Source organism: Flavobacterium litorale (assembly GCF_019613795.1).
GTDB classification, from domain to species: Bacteria; Bacteroidota; Bacteroidia; order Flavobacteriales; family Flavobacteriaceae; genus Flavobacterium; species Flavobacterium litorale.
This window is the reverse complement of the sequence record NZ_CP080429.1, coordinates 558,628-577,140: the sequence shown is the minus strand read 5'-3', so window position 1 is coordinate 577,140 and position 18,513 is coordinate 558,628. Positions and strand designations below refer to the sequence as shown.

Below are 18,513 nucleotides of genomic sequence, written 5' to 3'. Positions count from 1 at the left end.
TGCTTTAGTTTCTTAATTGGTGTAGTCGAGCAACATATTTTCCTATCACATCAAACTCTAAATTTACTAAAGTGCCCAATGTAAAATCTTTAAAATTAGTATGCTCATACGTATAAGGTATTATGGCTACACTAAATTTATTGGCTTTTGCATTTACTACGGTTAGGCTTACACCGTTTACGGTTATGGATCCTTTTTCAATAGTTATATTTTGGGCTTCGGGGCTGTACTCAAACGTAAAATACCAACTTCCGTTGGCTTCCTCTACACTTTTGCATATCCCCGTTTGGTCTACGTGTCCCTGTACAATATGCCCGTCAAGCCTGTCGCCCAATTTCATGGCACGCTCTAGGTTTACGGTATCGCCTACTTTCCAATGCCCTAAATTACTTTTATCAATGGTTTCTTTAATAGCGGTTACGGTATAGTTATCGCCATTAATGGCAACAACGGTTAGGCATACGCCATTATGGGCTACACTTTGGTCTATTCTAAGCTCGTGCGTAATGGGGCTGGATAGGGTTATATCCAGATTATTACCATCTTTCACTATTTGTTGAATAGTTCCTGAGGTTTCAATTATTCCTGTAAACATCCTTGATTTATTTTACTAAATTTGTGCAATCAAAAGTAGCAATAAAATAGCGTCATGACAAAAAAACCGGAGAATGTAATTGTAGGAGTATCAATAGGAGACCTTAATGGTATAGGTAGCGAGGTGATACTAAAAACATTTCAGGATAATCGGATGTTAGATTTTTGTACTCCCGTTATTTTTGGTAATGTAAAAATACTATCGTTTATAAAAAAAGCATTGGGTATTAACTGTAGTGTTTTTGGTATTGATAGTATGGACCAGTTGGTGCACGGTAAATTAAATGTACTTAATGTTTGGAAAGAGGGTGTAAATATTGAGTTTGGTAAAAACGACGAAGAAGTGGGCAAATATGCCATACAGTCGTTTACCACCGCAGTTGCTGCCCTTAAAGAAAAGCATATTGATGTACTGGTTACCGCGCCTATAAATAAGTACAACATACAATCGGACGATTTTAAATTTCCTGGGCATACGGATTATTTGGATAAGGAGCTTGAGGGCGATGCGTTAATGCTTATGGTACAGGACAACCTTAGGGTAGGTTTACTTACCGACCATATTCCGGTTAACGAAGTATCCAAACATCTTACAGAAGATTTAATTCGGACTAAAATACTTACGGTAAACAAATCGCTAAAGCAAGATTTTAGGATTAATAAACCTAAAATTGCTGTGTTGGGTGTTAACCCCCACAGTGGCGATAATGGTGTAATAGGGCATGAGGACGATGCTGTTGTAAAGCCTGCATTAAAACAATTGTTTGAGGAGGGCGTATTGGTATTTGGCCCGTTCTCTGCCGATAGTTTTTTTGGTACAGGGCAGTACGAAAATTACGATGCCGTTATAGCTGCCTACCACGACCAAGGGCTTATACCGTTTAAAACACTATCGTTTGGTAAAGGTGTAAATTATACTGCGGGGCTAGATGGTATTCGTACATCGCCTGACCATGGTACTGCCTACGAGATTGCAGGTAAGGGTACTGCCGACCATAACTCGTTTAAAGAGGCGGTTTACCTTGCTATAGATGTGTTTAAGCATAGAGAAGAATATACAATAATGAACAAGAATCCGCTGAAAACCAAAGAGAAACAGTTGTAAACAAAAAAATGTTGATAACACGTTTGGATTTATAATAATTTTTTATCTTTGCACGCTCAAAACTGTTGTAATAGAATGATTTTGCGATGGTTTGGATGCTGAAAAGCGGTTTTGATAAATTTTAAAAACTGGCGAAATGAAAGTGAACAAAGAATTTTTAATCCCATTTGTAGGGTTAAAACAAGGTAGGCACCAGTTTGAGTTTGAAATAAACAAAGCGTTCTTTGATACCTTTGATTTTGACGAATATAACAGCGTTAACATTAAGGTAGATATGGTTTTGGAGAAACAAAGCACTATGCTGGAATTGCATTTTTCGCACAAGGGTAGTGTAAATGTTCCGTGCGACCTTACTAATGAGGATTTTGATTTGCCTATAACGGGTAATTTAAAAATGGTAGTAAAGTTTGGCGATGCGTTTAATGATGATAACGATGAGATACTCATATTGCCACATGGCGAGTATCAGGTAGATGTAGCACAGTACATTTACGAAATGATTGTATTATCAGTACCCTCCAAACGGGTGCACCCAGGTGTAGAAGATGGCACAATGGATGCCGAAATACTGGAACGGCTTGAGGAGCTTGCCCCAAAGGCGCAGCAGGAAGAAGAAAAAGAAGAGATTGAAATAGACCCACGATGGGACGAATTAAAAAAACTATTAACGGATAAATAATAAAGTAATATGGCACATCCTAAGAGAAAAATATCGAAAACGAGAAGGGATAAGAGAAGAACGCACTATAAAGCGTCTGTACCACAAATTGCTACTTGCCCTGTAACAGGAGAAGCACACCTTTACCACCGCGCTTACTGGCACGAAGGTAAAATGTATTACAGAGGACAGGTTGTTATTGACAAGCAAGAAGTGGCGGAAGCATAACATGTATACAGAATTGAGGAAAAAACTCTCACTAAGTGAGGGTTTTTTTGTTAATTACCCTTTAGTTTTAATTTAAGGTAACTAATTACAAATCATTTTGTAAATTTTTTGTAATTTCCACCACTTTCCAAATCGAATAATTTGGATTGAAAAATTTATCCTATGAGTAAAACAACAGCCGCGATTACAGCCGTTGGGGCATACGTGCCCGATTTTGTACTATCTAACAAGGTGTTAGAAACTATGGTAGATACAAATGATGAGTGGATAACCACCAGAACTGGTATTAAGGAAAGGCGCATTCTTAAAGATAAAGACAAAGGTACTTCGTATTTAGCAGTACAAGCTGCTAACAATTTAATAGAAAAATCGGGCGTAAACCCAGCCGAAATCGATATGGTTTTGCTGGCAACTACAACACCCGATATGCCTGTAGCTGCTACGGCAGTGTATGTGGCAACACAAATAGGAGCAGTAAACGCTTTTGCTTACGATTTACAGGCGGCATGCTCTAGCTTTTTATACGGCATGTCTACAGCCGCAGCTTACATACAAAGCGGTCGTTACAAAAAAGTACTTGTAATAGGCGCCGATAAAATGTCGTCAATTATAGATTATACCGATAGGGCTACCTGTATTATTTTTGGCGATGGTGCTGGTGCTGCATTATTTGAACCCAATGAAGAAGGACTTGGATTGCAGGACGAAATTTTAAGAAGCGATGGTATTGGTCGAGAATTTCTTAAAATAGAAGCAGGAGGCTCATTATTGCCGCCATCGCACGAAACTATAGATAACAAACAGCATTATGTTTTTCAGGACGGTAAAACCGTATTTAAGTATGCCGTATCTAACATGGCAGACATTAGCGAAAAAATAATGCATCGTAATAACCTTACCAATGAGGATGTAGATTGGTTAATATCACACCAAGCCAATAAAAGAATTATTGATGCCACATCGTCGCGCATGAAATTAGACGATGATAAAGTACTTATTAATATAGAGAAGTACGGCAACACTACATCAGCCACTTTACCTTTACTACTAAACGATTTTGAACACTTGTTTAAAAAAGGCGATAACCTTATTTTTGCTTCCTTTGGTGGTGGCTTTACATGGGGCTCTATTTACCTAAAATGGGCATACGACAAAAAATAAACCAAACAAAACAAAATAATTCGGAAAATTATGGATATTAGAGAAATTCAAAACCTAATCAAGTTTGTTGCCAAATCTGGCGCTACCGAAGTAAAGTTGGAAATGGACGACGTAAAAATTACCATTAAAACAACTACCGAGAGTGGCACTCCCGAAACTACCTTTGTTCAGCACCTTCCTGTAAGTCAGGCAATGCCACAGGCTGCAGCACCTGCGCCTGCAGCACCCGCTGTACCTGCAGCAGAAGCACCCGCTGCTGACGAGGATTCTAAATACGTTACTATTAAATCGCCAATTATTGGTACACTATACAGAAAACCATCTCCAGATAAAGCTCCTTTTGTAGAGGTAGGCAGTACTATTGCTAAAGGCGATGTTGTTTGTGTTATTGAGGCAATGAAGTTATTTAACGAAATAGAATCTGAAATATCAGGTAAAATAGTAAAAGTATTGGTAGACGATGCTTCTCCAGTAGAATTCGATCAGCCATTATTCTTAGTAGATCCATCTTAAGAATTTTAAATTTTGAATTTTGAATGCTGAATTTATCAGCGTTCAGAAGGATTTAAAGTTTATAATTTAAAATTGTCAAGACGATGTTTAAAAAAATATTAATAGCAAACAGGGGCGAAATTGCACTACGTGTAATACGTACTTGTAGAGAGATGGGTATAAAAACGGTAGCAGTATACTCTACAGCCGATGCAGAGAGTTTACATGTACGTTTTGCTGATGAGGCCGTATGTATAGGTCCTCCACCCAGTAACCTATCGTACTTAAAAATATCTAACATTATTGCAGCAGCAGAAATTACAAATGCTGATGCCATACACCCAGGGTACGGTTTCTTATCAGAAAATGCTAAATTTTCTAGAATATGTCAGGAGCACAATATTAAATTTATTGGTGCATCGCCTGATATGATTGATAAAATGGGCGACAAGGCTTCTGCAAAAGCAACTATGAAAGCGGCAGGCGTACCTTGTGTACCTGGTTCGGACGGGCTATTAGAATCGTACGAGCAAACCGAAAAGCTGGCTAAAGAGTTTGGTTACCCCGTAATGCTAAAAGCAACTGCTGGTGGCGGTGGTAAAGGTATGCGCGCCGTATGGAAAGAGAGCGAGCTTAAAAAAGCATGGGATAGTGCTAAGCAAGAAGCGGCAGCCTCTTTTGGTAATGATGGTATGTATATGGAAAAACTTATTGAAGAGCCACGCCATATTGAAATACAAGTTGTTGGCGACTCGTTTGGAAAAGCATGTCACCTTTCGGAGCGTGACTGTTCGGTACAACGCCGTCACCAAAAACTAACCGAAGAAACGCCTTCGCCGTTTATGACGGATAAACTTCGTGAAGATATGGGTAATGCGGCCGTTAGGGCTGCAGAGTTCATTAAATACGAAGGCGCAGGTACGGTTGAGTTTTTGGTAGATAAGCACAGAAACTTCTACTTTATGGAGATGAACACGCGTATACAAGTAGAGCACCCTATTACCGAGCAGGTAATAGATTACGATTTGATACGTGAGCAAATATTAGTAGCAGCAGGCATACCTATTTCGGGTAAAAATTACATACCACAAATGCACTCTATAGAGTGTCGTATAAATGCTGAAGATCCGTATAACGATTTCCGCCCATCGCCAGGTAAAATTACCACCCTGCACATGCCAGGAGGGCACGGCGTACGTTTGGATACCCACGTATACTCGGGCTATACCATTCCGCCAAACTACGATTCGATGATTGCAAAACTTATTACTACTGCCCAAACTAGGGAAGAGGCAATAAGCAAAATGCGTCGTGCATTGGACGAGTTTGTAATAGAGGGTATTAAAACTACCATACCTTTCCATAGGCAACTAATGGATGAAAAAGATTACGTTGAGGGTAATTATACCACCAAGTTTATGGAAAGTTTTAAAATGAAAGATCCTGCATAATAAAACTAAACCCGCGCAAAACTGTGCGGGTTTAGTTTTATTATGCTTTTTATATATGTTTATTTAAGGATTAGTATTAAATTTCATATAAATTCAGAATAAATAATAGTAACTTTTAAAGTAATGGATGAAGGACTTTATAAACCGATAAATCTGCATGACTTTATCAAAGAGTCTCCATTGCTTAATCCTTTTAAGGAATATTATCCTGATTATTTAGGACAGTTACTTGAAAGAACATTTCATTTTTGGGATTTAGAAGAAATAGAAAAGGCTAAAGAGCAAATAGCTATTTATAACTCAAACTTTGAAGGTTTCCATCTGGGGATTCTTATAGAGTTAGCAATTGATTTTGATAATTTAGATGCAGAAAAAACTATTATTTATCTTAACTCAATACCCGAAAACCATAGGAATGAGCCCGATATCGGCGATATGTATTATCGTATTAAAGCGGCTCTTTATTTCAGTTTGTTGGATATAGATCTTGCCATTGAAGAATGTGTTAAAGGTATTGGTTTTGGCTTTGGATCCGAAGACTTATACTATCTTAGAGCGATGTGTTCCGCGCTAAGGAACTTACACAATCAGGCTATTCCGGACTATATAATAGCATTAAAACGTAATTTTAATACAGATGAAATTATCGCAAATCTTGCTTACAGCTATCTCCGCGTAAGAAAAATGAGGAAAGCTTTTAAACTGCATAAAAGCGTTGTAGATAAATTTCCTGGCAATCATAAAATACAATATAACACGGGGCTTTGCTATAAACATTTTAGGAAATATTCCAAAGCGGTAGAATATTTTGATAAAGCCATTGCGCTCAATCCTGATGAAGCAGGATACAGGTTAACAAGAGGGAGAGTATTAATGAGGTTAAAAAGGCATAATGAGGCACAACTGGATTTGGTATATGCACAGGAGTCGGATATATCTTTAGCAGAAGAACTGCTCAATATAAACACTGAAGTCCTTGAACGTAAAATTACCTCAAGGACTGCAAACAAGAAAGTGCTTAAATTACTAAGACGTATATACCTGCAAAATGAGGGGTATTGAAAATAGAATGTCTCCCTATATATGTTTGCTTATTGTTATTTAATGGTTTTTAGGATAGCTAATTAAAATTATCTTATATTTTTGTACGCAGCTATTACCATTAAAAACCAAAAAATAAATATAATGAACAAAATTGCAACAGCCGTTAAGGCAACGCTTACCGTACTACTGCTATTGGTAGTATTTAGTACTACAGCCGTAGCTCAGGAAAAAGACAAGTTTAGCGAGGGCGCAGCCGCCGTAACAACACAAATGAAATCGAAACTATCCCTCAATGACGGGCAGTACACTAAAGTTTTAGATATTAATAAAACCTTTTTACAACAAGCTGCCGATGCTAAAGCAAAGGGCGGTACACGCGTAGTTATGGCAAAAGCAATGAAAGCCATAAAGGACAGAAGGGATAAAAAACTAAAATCGGTGCTAAATAGTACGCAGTATAAAGTATATAAAGCCAACCGAACTGCCAACTACAAAAAGCTACGAGCATTTTACGAAGCGCAGTAACGTATTGTATTACAATAAAAAAGAAACCCCCTGCTGTAAAGTAGGGGTTTTTTTATAAACGAACTTTTTTAGTTTTCCAACCTTTCTAGCTGTTCGGGCTTCTCGGTATAGGAATTTATATTTACTATGGAATAGCCTGACTCCGTATTCGATAAAATCGCAACCTTCTCAGTGTGGTTGCCATAATTATTTGCAACCATCGTTAACTTTATAGAGTCTGTTTTTTTAGCTTTAATAGTTAACAATTCAAATTCTTTATCAACTATACAACTACAAGAGGGTTGCAGTTTTTTAATTATTAAATCACTTGTACCACCGTTTCTAATTTTTATGTAAAAGTCCCTTTTATCATTGTGTGGTATGGTACCCAAATCAATTTCAGGGTTAATGATTTCTATTATAGGGTTTCCTAAATTATTGCAACTAATAATAGATGTAATGCAGAACAATAAGATTCCGAGTTTTTTCATTTCAGTATTTTCTCATATTTAAGGTTGTGGATAATGGCACGAGCCTGTAAATCCATGTCCTCCGTCAACCCATGAGATAAAACTACTACTAGCACAGTTTCTCGTTCTACACTCGCCAACTAAGTAGCCTCCCTGACCTACTAGTACACAACCGTGGTCAAAACCAAGGCTAGTTCCGCCACACGAACATGCTTGTGTTAATGTTGGTAATTGACTTATTGGATCGCCTGAACCACCAGTAAGTCTATCAACTGATTGATTCACGTTTTCAATCTTTCTGATTAGATACGTAGTTGCAGCTTCACCAAATAAATCTATCAGTTCACTAACAATTACGGGACTGCGTTCGCTAAGAAAATTAGTTCTATCTTCGGCGTCTTCTATAAAAATATTGGTAACGTCTATTTCACTTTTCAAATCATTTATATAATTGTATTGTTCTTCACTTAGTATGTTATTCTCCAAGAAATTTTCAAGTTTATCTTGCCACATTGCTCTCATCCCATCTGGGCTAAGCGTAGATGCTACTAATATTTGATCATTCAAATCTTCAATTTCTGTAATATCGTTAAATGTAATTCCATCTGAGTCTCCCGATTTCGGAATGTAGTTGCTGTTGGTGTTCTCAGTCTTAATTTCGTTGCTATCGCTACTACAGCTAAAAAGCAACCCCAATAATGCCATTGTGAAAACAATTTTTAGTTTTTTCATAATTATTTAGTTTGGATGTTGTGCCTACTATCTTTTTTATAGTCAATATTTCGGCTTGTTCTGACTGTTTGGGGTTGAAAATCAGACCCCCTTAAGGAATAAAGGTATAGTAGAAACAAGTAGTGAACAAACTTTATAGCCTTTAGTTGTTGTTAAACAAGTGTTAACTACGGGAAAACCGTAATGCTTACAACGATGGTGTAACTATTTGTAGGACAAGGTTTAATAAAACGTTTTGCCAAATGAAAATTTATTTACTGTTGTTTGAATAGAGAGATAGCATTAGTATTAAACATAAAAAAATCCTGTAGTACACGTACTACAGGATTTGATATTGTATTGCATATTTTACTGCTACTGTTTTATATTTAGCTTTTTGGCTATTTTTTTAGGAAGCCCACCTTTGTGCAATAGTATAGCAGTAGTTTTATATTTTACGAAATTCTTGCTCATGTACATGTACCCTTGGTAATCGTTACTTGCGCCCCACGAGTTTTTAATCATGTAGTACTCTTTACCATTTTGGTCTTTAGTAATACCTACAATGTGCATACCATGGTCGTCGGTAGTTTGGTAGTTATCAAACGCTTCTTGGCGCATCTCTTCGGTAATTTGCATTTCAGGTTTAGGGCCTTTAAAAATGCTTTCTTTTTCCTCAGCAGTCATATCACCGTAATCTTTAGCAGGTACGTATGCTACACCGTTTCTCCAGCTAAAACCTCTTTCGCTCACATCGCCAGCCCATCCTACAGTATAGCCATCTTTAAGGGCATTATCTATAATATCCGTAAGGTCGTTCATCTTAACATTGTAAACAAGGTCTAACGACCAATTATCGGGTACCATAAGTACAAACTGGCTGTAGTACGGGTGTTCTTTTAATGATGAAATTTCTACGTAATCATCGGCGTTAATACCCACAACTTCATCAGCAAATGTTTTAGGGGTATATTTTTTTCCTTTGTAGGTAAAGCTCTCTGGTACTTCGCCTAAATACGTATCTAAAACCGATATGTATGCTTTTTCCCAGTTGGGTGTAAGTTTCCCGTTCGGGTTTTTTACTACCGCAGCAAGCAGCCCTTCGTTTATGGCAGCCATTTCGGCAAATTGGTTGCGTGTAGTACCGTAGTTTAGCCCCGTGTATTCACTTTGTGGTAATGCCCCGTATTTTTTGTACATGTTTATCACATCGTGTAATGCACCACCATCGCCTAATGTTATAGCTCCGTGCATTTTTACGTAGTTTTTACCTTTTTCGATGTAAGCATTACGTGCGGTATATATTTGCGAGATTTCTACGGGCTCCTTACCCATACGAATCATTTCCGATTCGATGAATGAGTTGGCAGCATAGCTCCAACATGTACCCGATGAACCCTGACTTTTTACAGGGGTATTTTCGATGTTTATTACCTCGGTAAATACAAAAGAGTCTTTACTGTTTTCACTTTTGTTATTTTTTAATGAATTTACCAGATAGTCCTGAGCCGAAACTACTTGCAGCCCTGCAAATAATAACGATGCAGCCAAAAATGGTCGGAATGAACGCTTAGTCATAATCTTAAATAGTTTTATTTTTGTTGAGATTGCTAAAGTAAATAAAATTTACTAAAGGTTAGCTATTTGTAATTTTTCTATAAAGTTTGCTGTAACCATTTAAAAAATTCACGCTGCCACACCAAACCATTTTGCGGTTTTAATACCCAATGGTTCTCGTCTGGGAATACAATAAAACGGCTTTTTATACCGCGCAATTGTGCTGCCTGAAAGGCTTCTTGCCCCTGCCCAATAGGTACACGGAAATCTTTATCGCCTTGGAATATTAGTATGGGTGTATCCCATTTCGCTACATAGTTAATGGGATTAAATTTGGTATAGGTTTTTTGTGCTACAGCATTGTTGGTTTCCCAGTAGGCACCGCCACTATCCCAATTGGTAAAAAATACCTCTTCGGTAGTGCCGTACATGCTTTTTAGGTTAAATACACCGTCGTGCGCTATAAAGGTTTTAAAACGTTTGTTGTGTATGCCTGCTAAAAAGAATACTGAGTACCCGCCGTAGCTTGCTCCTACAGCACCAAGTCTGTCATTATCCACGTAAGGCTCTTTCGCTACATCATCAATAGCCGATAGGTAATCGTCCATAACCTGTCCGCCCCAGTCGCCACTAATGGCTTCGTTCCATTCCACACCGTGTCCTGGCATACCGCGCCTGTTGGGTGCTACTACAATATAGCCTTGTGCTGCCATTACTTGGAAATTCCATCTAAACGAATAAAATTGCGATAGGGCACTTTGCGGACCACCTTGGCAATACAGTAGTGTTGGGTATTTTTTGGTGGCATTAAAATTTGGAGGGAGTATTACCCATACCAGCATTTTTTTACCATCGGTAGTAGTAACGTAGCGTTTTACAGTTTTGCTTAACGTAATGCCTGCATAGGCTTTGTTGTTTACTTTGGTTATTTGGTTCCAGTCTTTCTTTTTTAAATCGTAGCTGTATATTTCGCTAGCGTGGTTCATATCGCTACGGGTTACAATTATACTGTTTTTATAAAACCCTACTATGCTGGTTACATCAAAATAACCATCGGTAACTTGCTCTACCCTAACGGCAATTTTGGTAAGCCCCGGGAAGTTTACTTCAAACAATTGGCGGGTACCATCTGTAGCAGCAATAAAATAAATTTTCTTACCGTCCTCGCTCCACGTAAAAGCATCTACGGTGCCATCCCACCCCGCAGTAATGTTAAGGTCTATCCCTTTGTGGCGTACAATAATATCGTTTTTATCGGCTTCGTAACCGTCGCGCTTCATTTGTAGCCATGTTAAATCGCCATTAGGCGAAAAAGCAGGTTGGGTATCGTAACCCTTATTTTTAGGGGTAAGGTTTACAGTTGTTTTATCGCCTAAATTATACTCGTATAAATCGGTATTGGTACTAGTAGCGTACTCGGTACCTGTCAGTTTTTTACATACGTATACAATGCTTTTACCTGTAGGCGACCACGTATAATCTTCCGAGCCACCAAAAGGTTGTTGCGGTGTATCGTAAGGTTCCCCTTCCATAATATCCGTAAAATTATCGGTGTCGTTTACGGGTGCATAGCCTACGTGGTTGTGTGTGCCATCGCTCCACGTATCCCAGTGGCGGTAATCCAAAGCATCGTATACCTGTACTGTCGATTTTTCCAATTCAGGATAATAATCTTTACCATACACATCTTCTACTTTTACCGCTTTGTGCGATAATACGTATTTCCCGTCAGGCGATACATATTCGTCGTTAAGCAAGTCTTTATATTCTTTTACAGCCGTTGCTTTGCCTCCGTCAATAGGAATGGTATAAAATTTAGAGGTTATTTTGTTGGTACTCATTGTAGGCGTCGAAACTTTATACACAATATTTTTACCGTCTTTGGTAATGCCTAGCGGACTCACACGCCCCAATTTCCATAATAATTCGGGCGTCATGTGTTCTTGTGCAGCAGCCGATAATCCCATAAGTGTTAGCGTTATAAAAAGTAGTTTTTTCATTAGTTGTACATTAAAATAAGGTTGCCTTAAAAGTAGCAATTTTCTTTAACACTGTATTTATAGCTATATAATAGCTACATGCGTTTTGTGTAGCTAAATACGGATTGTTTTTGTTAAATAGTTAATTTTTATACAAAAGATGATTATAAACCCCGTAGCTATTACAAGATTGAAAAAATATAAGTAATTTCACGGACTTAAAATTATACGCGTTTTATACACCAATTTAACCATAACACATGAGTGATTTTGACTGGATGCAGCTTATTAACCCCGAGTTTTATATTACACTAGAGCTTGGTGGTGTTCCTGTAGGAATTTACGTTGTATTATTTATAGTTTTTGCCGAAACGGGACTTTTTGCAGGTTTCTTTTTACCAGGCGACAGCCTTTTGTTTTTGGCAGGTATTTACAGTACCGAGTTAATGAATACGCTTATGCCTATTGAAGGCGATTTTATAAATGTATTTTTACTATCCATACTGGTTGCGCTTAGCGGAATATTAGGTAACACTTTTGGCTATTGGTTTGGGTATAAAAGTGGTACGTATTTGTACCGAAAAGAAGATACATTTTGGTTTAAAAAGAAGTACTTAATACAATCGCACGAGTTTTTTGAAAAGCACGGTGGTAGAGCCATTATATTTGCCCGTTTCCTTCCCATAATCCGTACGTTTGCGCCTATTATTGCAGGGGTGGTAAAAATGGACAAGAAACGTTTTATGTTCTATAACATTCTTAGCTCGTTCCTTTGGGCAATTACTATAATATTTGCGGGGCATTACTTATATGAGCTTTTCTTAAAAACACTTAATATTGACCTTAAAGCACACATTGAGCTTATTATTTTGGTTATTGTTGCCATAACTACCATACCGCTTATACTTAACGCTATAAAAGGTAAAAAAGTAACAGAACAAGAAGCTGTTGAGGAAGCAGAAGACCCTGATGATGACGATAGCAATATGTTTCCGCGATGAAACTAAGCTGGTGGGAAATAAACAGTTGGTTTACCAACGTAGATTACACCATAGTAGGTAGCGGTATAGTAGGACTCCATACTGCATTACGCCTCCGCGAACGTTTTCCCGACAGTAAGATAATCGTACTCGAAAAAGGCGAGCTCCCACAGGGCGCAAGTACTAAAAATGCAGGTTTTGCCTGTTTTGGTAGCCTATCGGAAATTGTTAGCGACTTAAACAACCACACCGAACAAGAGGTTATTAACCTTATACAAAAGCGCCGTAACGGTTTGCAGCTACTACGCCAACGCTTGGGTGATGCTGCCATTGACTATCAGCAGCATGGCGGGTACGAACTTTTTTTAGAAAAGGACGAAGCTACGTACCAAAACTGTTTACAACAACTCTCTTTTGTAAATAATGTACTGCAACCACAGTTTAACAACAATGTATTTGCAACCGAAGCCAATACCTTTGGTTTTAAAGGCATACACCACCACCTAATACTAAACCCCTTTGAGGGGCAAATAGATACAGGTAAAATGATGCAGGCACTTTTAAAAGAAGCGGCAAGGCAGCACATTTTAATTGTAAACTGCCAAAATGTTAGCAATTATGATGAAAATTCAGATGGCGTAACCGTAAGCGTTAACAACTATACTTTTACTACTAAAAAACTCCTTTTTGCTACCAACGGTTTTGCCAGCACCCTTACCAAAGGTGCTGTAAAACCTGCCCGAGCACAGGTACTTATTACCGAGCCTATACCCAACCTAAATATTAAAGGAACATTCCACATGGACGAGGGGTATTACTACTTTCGTAATTACGAAAACAGAATATTATTTGGCGGTGCGCGTAACCTCGATTTTGAGGGCGAAACCACTACAGAATTAGCCCAAACGGAGCTAATACAAAACCAATTGGAGCAACTACTACACAATGTTATACTACCCAACCAAGAGGTTAAAATTGCTCACTGTTGGAGCGGTGTTATGGGTGTAGGTAACCAAAAAAATCCGATAGTACAACAACTTAGCGCGCATACCTATTGTGGCGTTCGGCTAGGTGGTATGGGCATTGCTATTGGTAGCATAGTAGGGCAGGAATTAGCCGATTTGGTTTAGCCCATTAATTAAAGTTTAATCAGTTATATGTTTACGCTTTAATATTCCTTTCTTATTTAGTAGTACTAGCAATACAATTACCGATTGTATAATGACTAAAGCATAGTTCCCGAACAAGTATTTACTTAAATTAATCATATGTCTATTAGAGTAAAAATAAGCAATCCATAATGTTCCAAATAAATAATCTAATAATAAAACTACAGAAATAATTACATCGAAAATCAGATAATAAAATAGAAAACTTCCTTTTTTAGTGTAGTTGTACAGCGCAATTATTAATAATTTAAACACTACAACTATAAAAGTAATAACAGCACTTTTAGTATTAAACCCTCCTGTACAACTTACTCCATATATATAAAAGTAGCAGTATTGGAATAAGATAAGAGAACCTAAATTGGCAATTATATTATTGGCTAAAACGTACAACGGGAAACCTATTAGTAGTTTTACTATTTTACCAAGTATGTTGTTCATACTGTTTTTACAAATTGATGTATAAAAAGTTACCTCTAATGTAGTGTGTTATAAATTAATTACCCAAACTAAAGACTTATATTATTTCCAACTTATTTGTACTTTCGCTACATCTAATTTTAGCTTGCTATGCTACGAAAGATATTCCGCTTTATAATAAAGGTATTCCTTTGGTTCATCGTTATTTCGGTACTATCCGTAGTACTGTTCCGTTTTGTACCTGTACCTTTTACCCCGCTTATGATGAGCCGTGCGTTAGAGCAACGCGATAGGGGCGAAGAAATGTATGCCAACCACGATTGGGTGCCTATTGCCGAAATATCGCCCGAATTGCAAAAAGCCGTTATTGCTAGCGAGGATGGTAAATTTTTTACCCATTATGGTTTCGATTTTGAAGCGATAGAGAAAGCGTACGAAAACAACAAGAAAGGCAAGCGTATAAAGGGCGGAAGCACCATATCGCAACAAACCGCCAAGAATGTGTTTTTGTGGCAGGGCAGGAGTTACCTCCGCAAAGGATTAGAGGCTTATTTTACCGTACTTATTGAGTTAATTTGGAGTAAAGAGCGTATTATGGAAGTATACCTAAATAGTATAGAAATGGGTGATGGTATTTACGGTGCGCAAGCAGCAGCCAAGTACTGGTATAAAAAGGACGCTAAAAACCTTACCCGTTACGAGGCAGCAGGTATAGCAGCCATATTGCCCAGCCCGTTAAAGTACAAGGCAACCAATTCGTCATCTTATGTAAACAGTAGAAAAGGACACATTGTACGGCAGATGCGTTACATTAAACTCGACTATTAATGATGTTGTTATACAGAAGTATTGCATTATTGGTATTATCCACAACGGTACTATGGGCGCAAAAGCCTGCCGAGATGGGTGCAATACTGGATAATGATTTATACGTATCGCCTGTTAGCGACCAATATTACACTAATGGTATTGCGTTGTTTTACCGCTATTTGGGCAATGCGAAAAACAAAAAAGTAGCCAAAAAAATTACGGAGTTTCGGTTGGGACAACAAATTTACAATCCACAATCGGTAAGGGCGGAGGATATTAATGTAAACGACCGCCCATTTGCAGGCTACCTTTTTGCGCAGGCAGGTATTAACACCTATTACATCAGCGAAAGCGTATTAAAGCTTAATTTACAGATGGGCGTTGTAGGTCCCGAATCGGGTGCAGAACATTTGCAAGAAGGGCTGCATAGTATTTTGGGGTATCCTACCGTTAAGGGGTGGCAGCATCAAATAAAAACACTATTGGCAGTACAACTCAACGCATTTTACTCCAAAAAACTATTCCCGAATAGGAATAACAACCAAACCGATTTTCATTTGCAGGCTAATGCCGATGTAGGTACGGTATTTACAGGTATTACAGCAGGTGGGATGATGCGCATTAACCTAAACAAGTACAAAGGATTAGTACCCGTATACAATTCGGGATTACACGATGCTACCCTGAGCAAAGATAAAACCACGTACAACGGGCGTAGGGAATTGTTTTTGTTTGTAAACCCCAATGCGAATTATCAGTTTTACGATGCTACGATAGAGGGCAGCTTGTTTAATGACGATAGTCCTGTAACTTTCCCGTTAATTCCGTTGCGCTTTGTGGGCGAAGTGGGTGTTACGTACAATTACAACAACTGGAATTTATCGTACTCCTTTAATTACTTCAGTAAAAAACTATCCAACATTGTAATAACAGGGCATTACTATGGTACTATTACTGTAGGGTACTTGTTATAAGTAGTTTATAGCTTGCAGTCACAATCGCAGTTTTCAGTTTACTATTTAGAACTGAAAACTGCGACTAAAAACTGAAAACTGAGTACTATTTCCTATTCGATTTTACGCCCATATTATAAAGCGTAAAGGCTTGCATATCGCTATACTCCTCAATAGTTTGTGCGGTCGATTTTCCAGCACCGTGCCCTGCATTTACCCCGATACGAATAAGTACAGGATTACTCCCTTTTTGATACTCTTGTAGCATGGCTGCAAATTTAAAGCTGTGTGCAGGTACAACACGGTCGTCGTGGTCGCCTGTAGTCACCATTGTAGCCGGATATTGTACCCCCTTTTTTACATTATGTACTGGCGAGTAGCCTTTTAGGTACTCAAACATGGCTTTACTATCTTCGGCAGTACCGTAATCGTATGCCCAGCCTGCACCTGCGGTAAAGGTGTGGTAGCGTAACATATCAAGCACACCTACAGCGGGTAGTGCTACTTTCATTAAATCGGGGCGTTGTGTCATGGTTGCCCCAACCAATAATCCGCCGTTAGAGCCTCCGCGTATCGCTAAATAATCAGACGAGGTGTATTTATTATCAATTAAGTATTCTGCGGCAGCAATAAAATCGTCAAACACGTTTTGCTTTTGCATTTTAGTACCTGCATCGTGCCATTTTTTACCATACTCGCCACCACCGCGCAGGTTAGGTACGGCATAAATACCACCGTTTTCCATCCATACGGCGTTGGCAATGCTAAAGGCAGGGGTAAGGCTAATATTAAAACCACCGTAACCATACAGTATGGTTGGGTTTTTACCGTTAAGCTGCACATCTTTGCGGTGCGTAATAATCATGGGTATTTTAGTACCGTCTTTAGAGGTGTAAAACACTTGTTTTGACACGTAATTATCGGTATTAAAATCGACTTTCGGTTTACGATATACTTCTGATTTCCCCGTTTTAGGGTTGTACGAATATATGGTGCCAGGACTTATGTAGTTGGTAAAGGAGTAATACAAAACATCGGCATCTTTTTTACCGCCAAAACCACCGGCACTACCAATACCGGGCAGTGCTACCTCGCGTACCAGTTCGCCCTTATGGTTGTATTGTTTTACTACCGAAACGGCATCTTGCATGTACTCGGCAAAAATATAGTCTGCCCCTGTAGATGCCGATAGTACATTATCAGTTTCTGGAATTAAGTCTTTCCAGTTTGTCTGTTGTGGGTTGGCTGCATTTACGGTTACAATGCGCTTGTTGGGCGCGTTGTAGTTGGTGGTAATGTATAATGTGCTCCCCTTGGTATCGATAATACCATTATCGCTATTAAAATTATCTACCATAGCAATTAGCTCGCTGTTGGGTTTACTAAGGTCTTTTACAAAGAGTTTGTTCCCTGATGTTGAGTTGGCTGCCGATACTACAAGATACCGTTGGTCTTCGGTTACGTAACCTCCTACATAGCGGTGTTTTTCGCTCTTTTCTTTACCAAATACAATACGATCGTCCGATTGCGATGTGCCTAGTACGTGATGGTACAATTTGTGCTGGTCAGTTTTTGCCGATAACTCGCTGCCTTCGGGTTTATCGTAACTGGAATAATAAAAACCCTCGTTACCGAGCCACGATACACCACTAAACTTAACATCTACAATAGGGTTGCCTATTAGCTTTTTGGTTTTGGTGTCCATTACAAAAACCTTACGCCAGTCGCTTCCGCCTTCGGATATGGAGTAGGCAACCAAACTACCATCTTTGGTAAAACTAATACCACCTAACGATGTTGTTCCGTCTTCAGAGAATGTATTCGGGTCTAAAAAAACCTCCTCTTTATCACTTTTATCTTTACGGTATAATACGGCTTGGTTTTGTAACCCATCGTTTTTGTAATAATAGGTATAATCGCCCTCTTTAAACGGAGCCGAAACCCTTTCGTAATTCCATAACTCCTCCATACGGTTTTTAATGCTTTCGCGGAAAGGAATTTGTTCCAGATAATTAAAAGTAACCTTGTTTTGTGCTTTTACCCACGCTGCTGTTTCTGCCGACATATCGTCTTCCAACCAACGATAAGGGTCTGTAACCGTAGTACCAAAATAAGTGTCGGTAGTATTCGCTTTACGGGTTTCGGGATATTTAATTTTTTGTGCGTTCATAGTACAGCTAGCCGTTACAGCCATTGCAGTAATTAATATTGTTTTTTTCATTGGTTT

Annotated in this window: 19 protein-coding genes; 12 read left to right on the top strand and 7 right to left on the bottom strand. The window is 38.5% G+C overall.

The window, feature by feature from the left end:
- Positions 1-4: 4 nt before the first annotated feature.
- Positions 5-595: a riboflavin synthase gene (locus tag K1I41_RS02545; RefSeq protein ID WP_220641118.1), complete on the bottom strand. Its 591-nt coding sequence runs from the start codon at positions 593-595 to the stop codon at positions 5-7.
- A gap of 54 nt (positions 596-649) precedes the next feature.
- Between K1I41_RS02545 and pdxA the strand changes: the two genes are divergently transcribed.
- From pdxA to K1I41_RS02505, 8 genes are all read left to right on the top strand, one after another.
- The gene (gene pdxA / locus K1I41_RS02540) at positions 650-1,699 is read left to right on the top strand and encodes a 4-hydroxythreonine-4-phosphate dehydrogenase PdxA (protein ID WP_220641117.1); all 1,050 of its coding nucleotides are present in this window, start codon (positions 650-652) and stop codon (positions 1,697-1,699) included.
- Between the two features lie 136 nt (positions 1,700-1,835).
- Positions 1,836-2,378 carry a YceD family protein gene (locus K1I41_RS02535; protein WP_220641116.1) on the top strand — a complete coding sequence of 181 codons (543 nt, stop codon included), beginning with the start codon at positions 1,836-1,838 and terminating at the stop codon, positions 2,376-2,378.
- Positions 2,379-2,387: 9 nt separating this feature from the next.
- Positions 2,388-2,585 (top strand): 50S ribosomal protein L32, encoded by a 198-nt coding sequence (gene rpmF / locus K1I41_RS02530; protein WP_220641115.1) that lies wholly within the window; start codon positions 2,388-2,390, stop codon positions 2,583-2,585.
- 162 nt (positions 2,586-2,747) lie between these two features.
- A complete protein-coding gene (locus tag K1I41_RS02525; RefSeq protein ID WP_220641114.1) occupies positions 2,748-3,746 on the top strand; it encodes a beta-ketoacyl-ACP synthase III in 999 nt (332 codons plus the stop codon).
- Positions 3,747-3,776: 30 nt separating this feature from the next.
- Complete coding sequence (gene accB, locus K1I41_RS02520; RefSeq protein ID WP_220641113.1) at positions 3,777-4,259, top strand: acetyl-CoA carboxylase biotin carboxyl carrier protein; 483 nt, start codon at positions 3,777-3,779, stop codon at positions 4,257-4,259.
- Positions 4,260-4,342: 83 nt separating this feature from the next.
- Positions 4,343-5,689: an acetyl-CoA carboxylase biotin carboxylase subunit gene (accC, locus tag K1I41_RS02515; RefSeq protein WP_220641112.1), complete on the top strand. Its 1,347-nt coding sequence runs from the start codon at positions 4,343-4,345 to the stop codon at positions 5,687-5,689.
- 123 nt (positions 5,690-5,812) lie between these two features.
- A complete protein-coding gene (locus K1I41_RS02510; RefSeq protein WP_220641111.1) occupies positions 5,813-6,751 on the top strand; it encodes a tetratricopeptide repeat protein in 939 nt (312 codons plus the stop codon).
- Between the two features lie 123 nt (positions 6,752-6,874).
- Positions 6,875-7,258: a DUF4890 domain-containing protein gene (locus K1I41_RS02505; protein WP_220641110.1), complete on the top strand. Its 384-nt coding sequence runs from the start codon at positions 6,875-6,877 to the stop codon at positions 7,256-7,258.
- Positions 7,259-7,326: 68 nt separating this feature from the next.
- Here the strand turns inward: K1I41_RS02505 and K1I41_RS02500 are convergent, their stop codons facing one another.
- The 4 genes from K1I41_RS02500 to K1I41_RS02485 all read right to left on the bottom strand — a co-directional run bounded on the left by K1I41_RS02500 (position 7,327) and on the right by K1I41_RS02485 (position 11,975).
- Entirely contained in the window at positions 7,327-7,728 is a 402-nt protein-coding gene (locus K1I41_RS02500) for a DUF1573 domain-containing protein (protein WP_220641109.1), read from the bottom strand.
- 18 nt (positions 7,729-7,746) lie between these two features.
- A complete protein-coding gene (locus K1I41_RS02495) occupies positions 7,747-8,439 on the bottom strand; it encodes a bacteriocin fulvocin C-related protein (protein WP_220641108.1) in 693 nt (230 codons plus the stop codon).
- Positions 8,440-8,793: 354 nt separating this feature from the next.
- The gene (locus tag K1I41_RS02490; RefSeq protein WP_220641107.1) at positions 8,794-9,996 is read right to left on the bottom strand and encodes a C1 family peptidase; all 1,203 of its coding nucleotides are present in this window, start codon (positions 9,994-9,996) and stop codon (positions 8,794-8,796) included.
- Positions 9,997-10,073: 77 nt separating this feature from the next.
- On the bottom strand, positions 10,074-11,975 hold the full coding sequence (locus K1I41_RS02485) for a S9 family peptidase (protein ID WP_220641106.1): 1,902 nt from the start codon (positions 11,973-11,975) through the stop codon (positions 10,074-10,076).
- A 239-nt stretch (positions 11,976-12,214) separates the two neighbouring features.
- Between K1I41_RS02485 and K1I41_RS02480 the strand changes: the two genes are divergently transcribed.
- Both K1I41_RS02480 and K1I41_RS02475 read left to right on the top strand, forming a co-directional pair.
- Entirely contained in the window at positions 12,215-12,955 is a 741-nt protein-coding gene (locus K1I41_RS02480) for a DedA family protein (protein ID WP_220641105.1), read from the top strand.
- Positions 12,952-14,064, top strand: coding sequence for an NAD(P)/FAD-dependent oxidoreductase (locus tag K1I41_RS02475; protein ID WP_220641104.1), 1,113 nt, complete (start codon positions 12,952-12,954; stop codon positions 14,062-14,064). Before K1I41_RS02480 ends, K1I41_RS02475 begins: the two co-directional genes overlap by 4 nt.
- 15 nt (positions 14,065-14,079) lie before the next feature.
- Here the strand turns inward: K1I41_RS02475 and K1I41_RS02470 are convergent, their stop codons facing one another.
- Positions 14,080-14,544 carry a hypothetical protein gene (locus K1I41_RS02470; RefSeq protein ID WP_220641103.1) on the bottom strand — a complete coding sequence of 155 codons (465 nt, stop codon included), beginning with the start codon at positions 14,542-14,544 and terminating at the stop codon, positions 14,080-14,082.
- A 129-nt stretch (positions 14,545-14,673) separates the two neighbouring features.
- Here K1I41_RS02470 and mtgA point away from each other — a divergent pair, with 129 nt between their 5' ends.
- Together mtgA and K1I41_RS02460 are read left to right on the top strand one after the other, a co-directional pair.
- Complete coding sequence (mtgA, locus tag K1I41_RS02465; protein ID WP_220641102.1) at positions 14,674-15,351, top strand: monofunctional biosynthetic peptidoglycan transglycosylase; 678 nt, start codon at positions 14,674-14,676, stop codon at positions 15,349-15,351.
- Positions 15,351-16,307, top strand: a complete 957-nt coding sequence (locus tag K1I41_RS02460; protein ID WP_255566955.1) for a lipid A deacylase LpxR family protein — start codon at positions 15,351-15,353, stop codon at positions 16,305-16,307. The genes mtgA and K1I41_RS02460 overlap by 1 nt, the downstream gene beginning before the upstream one ends.
- A gap of 85 nt (positions 16,308-16,392) precedes the next feature.
- On the opposite strand, the gene K1I41_RS02455 is transcribed toward K1I41_RS02460, so the two are convergent.
- Entirely contained in the window at positions 16,393-18,507 is a 2,115-nt protein-coding gene (locus tag K1I41_RS02455) for a prolyl oligopeptidase family serine peptidase (protein WP_220641101.1), read from the bottom strand.
- Positions 18,508-18,513: the final 6 nt, after the last annotated feature.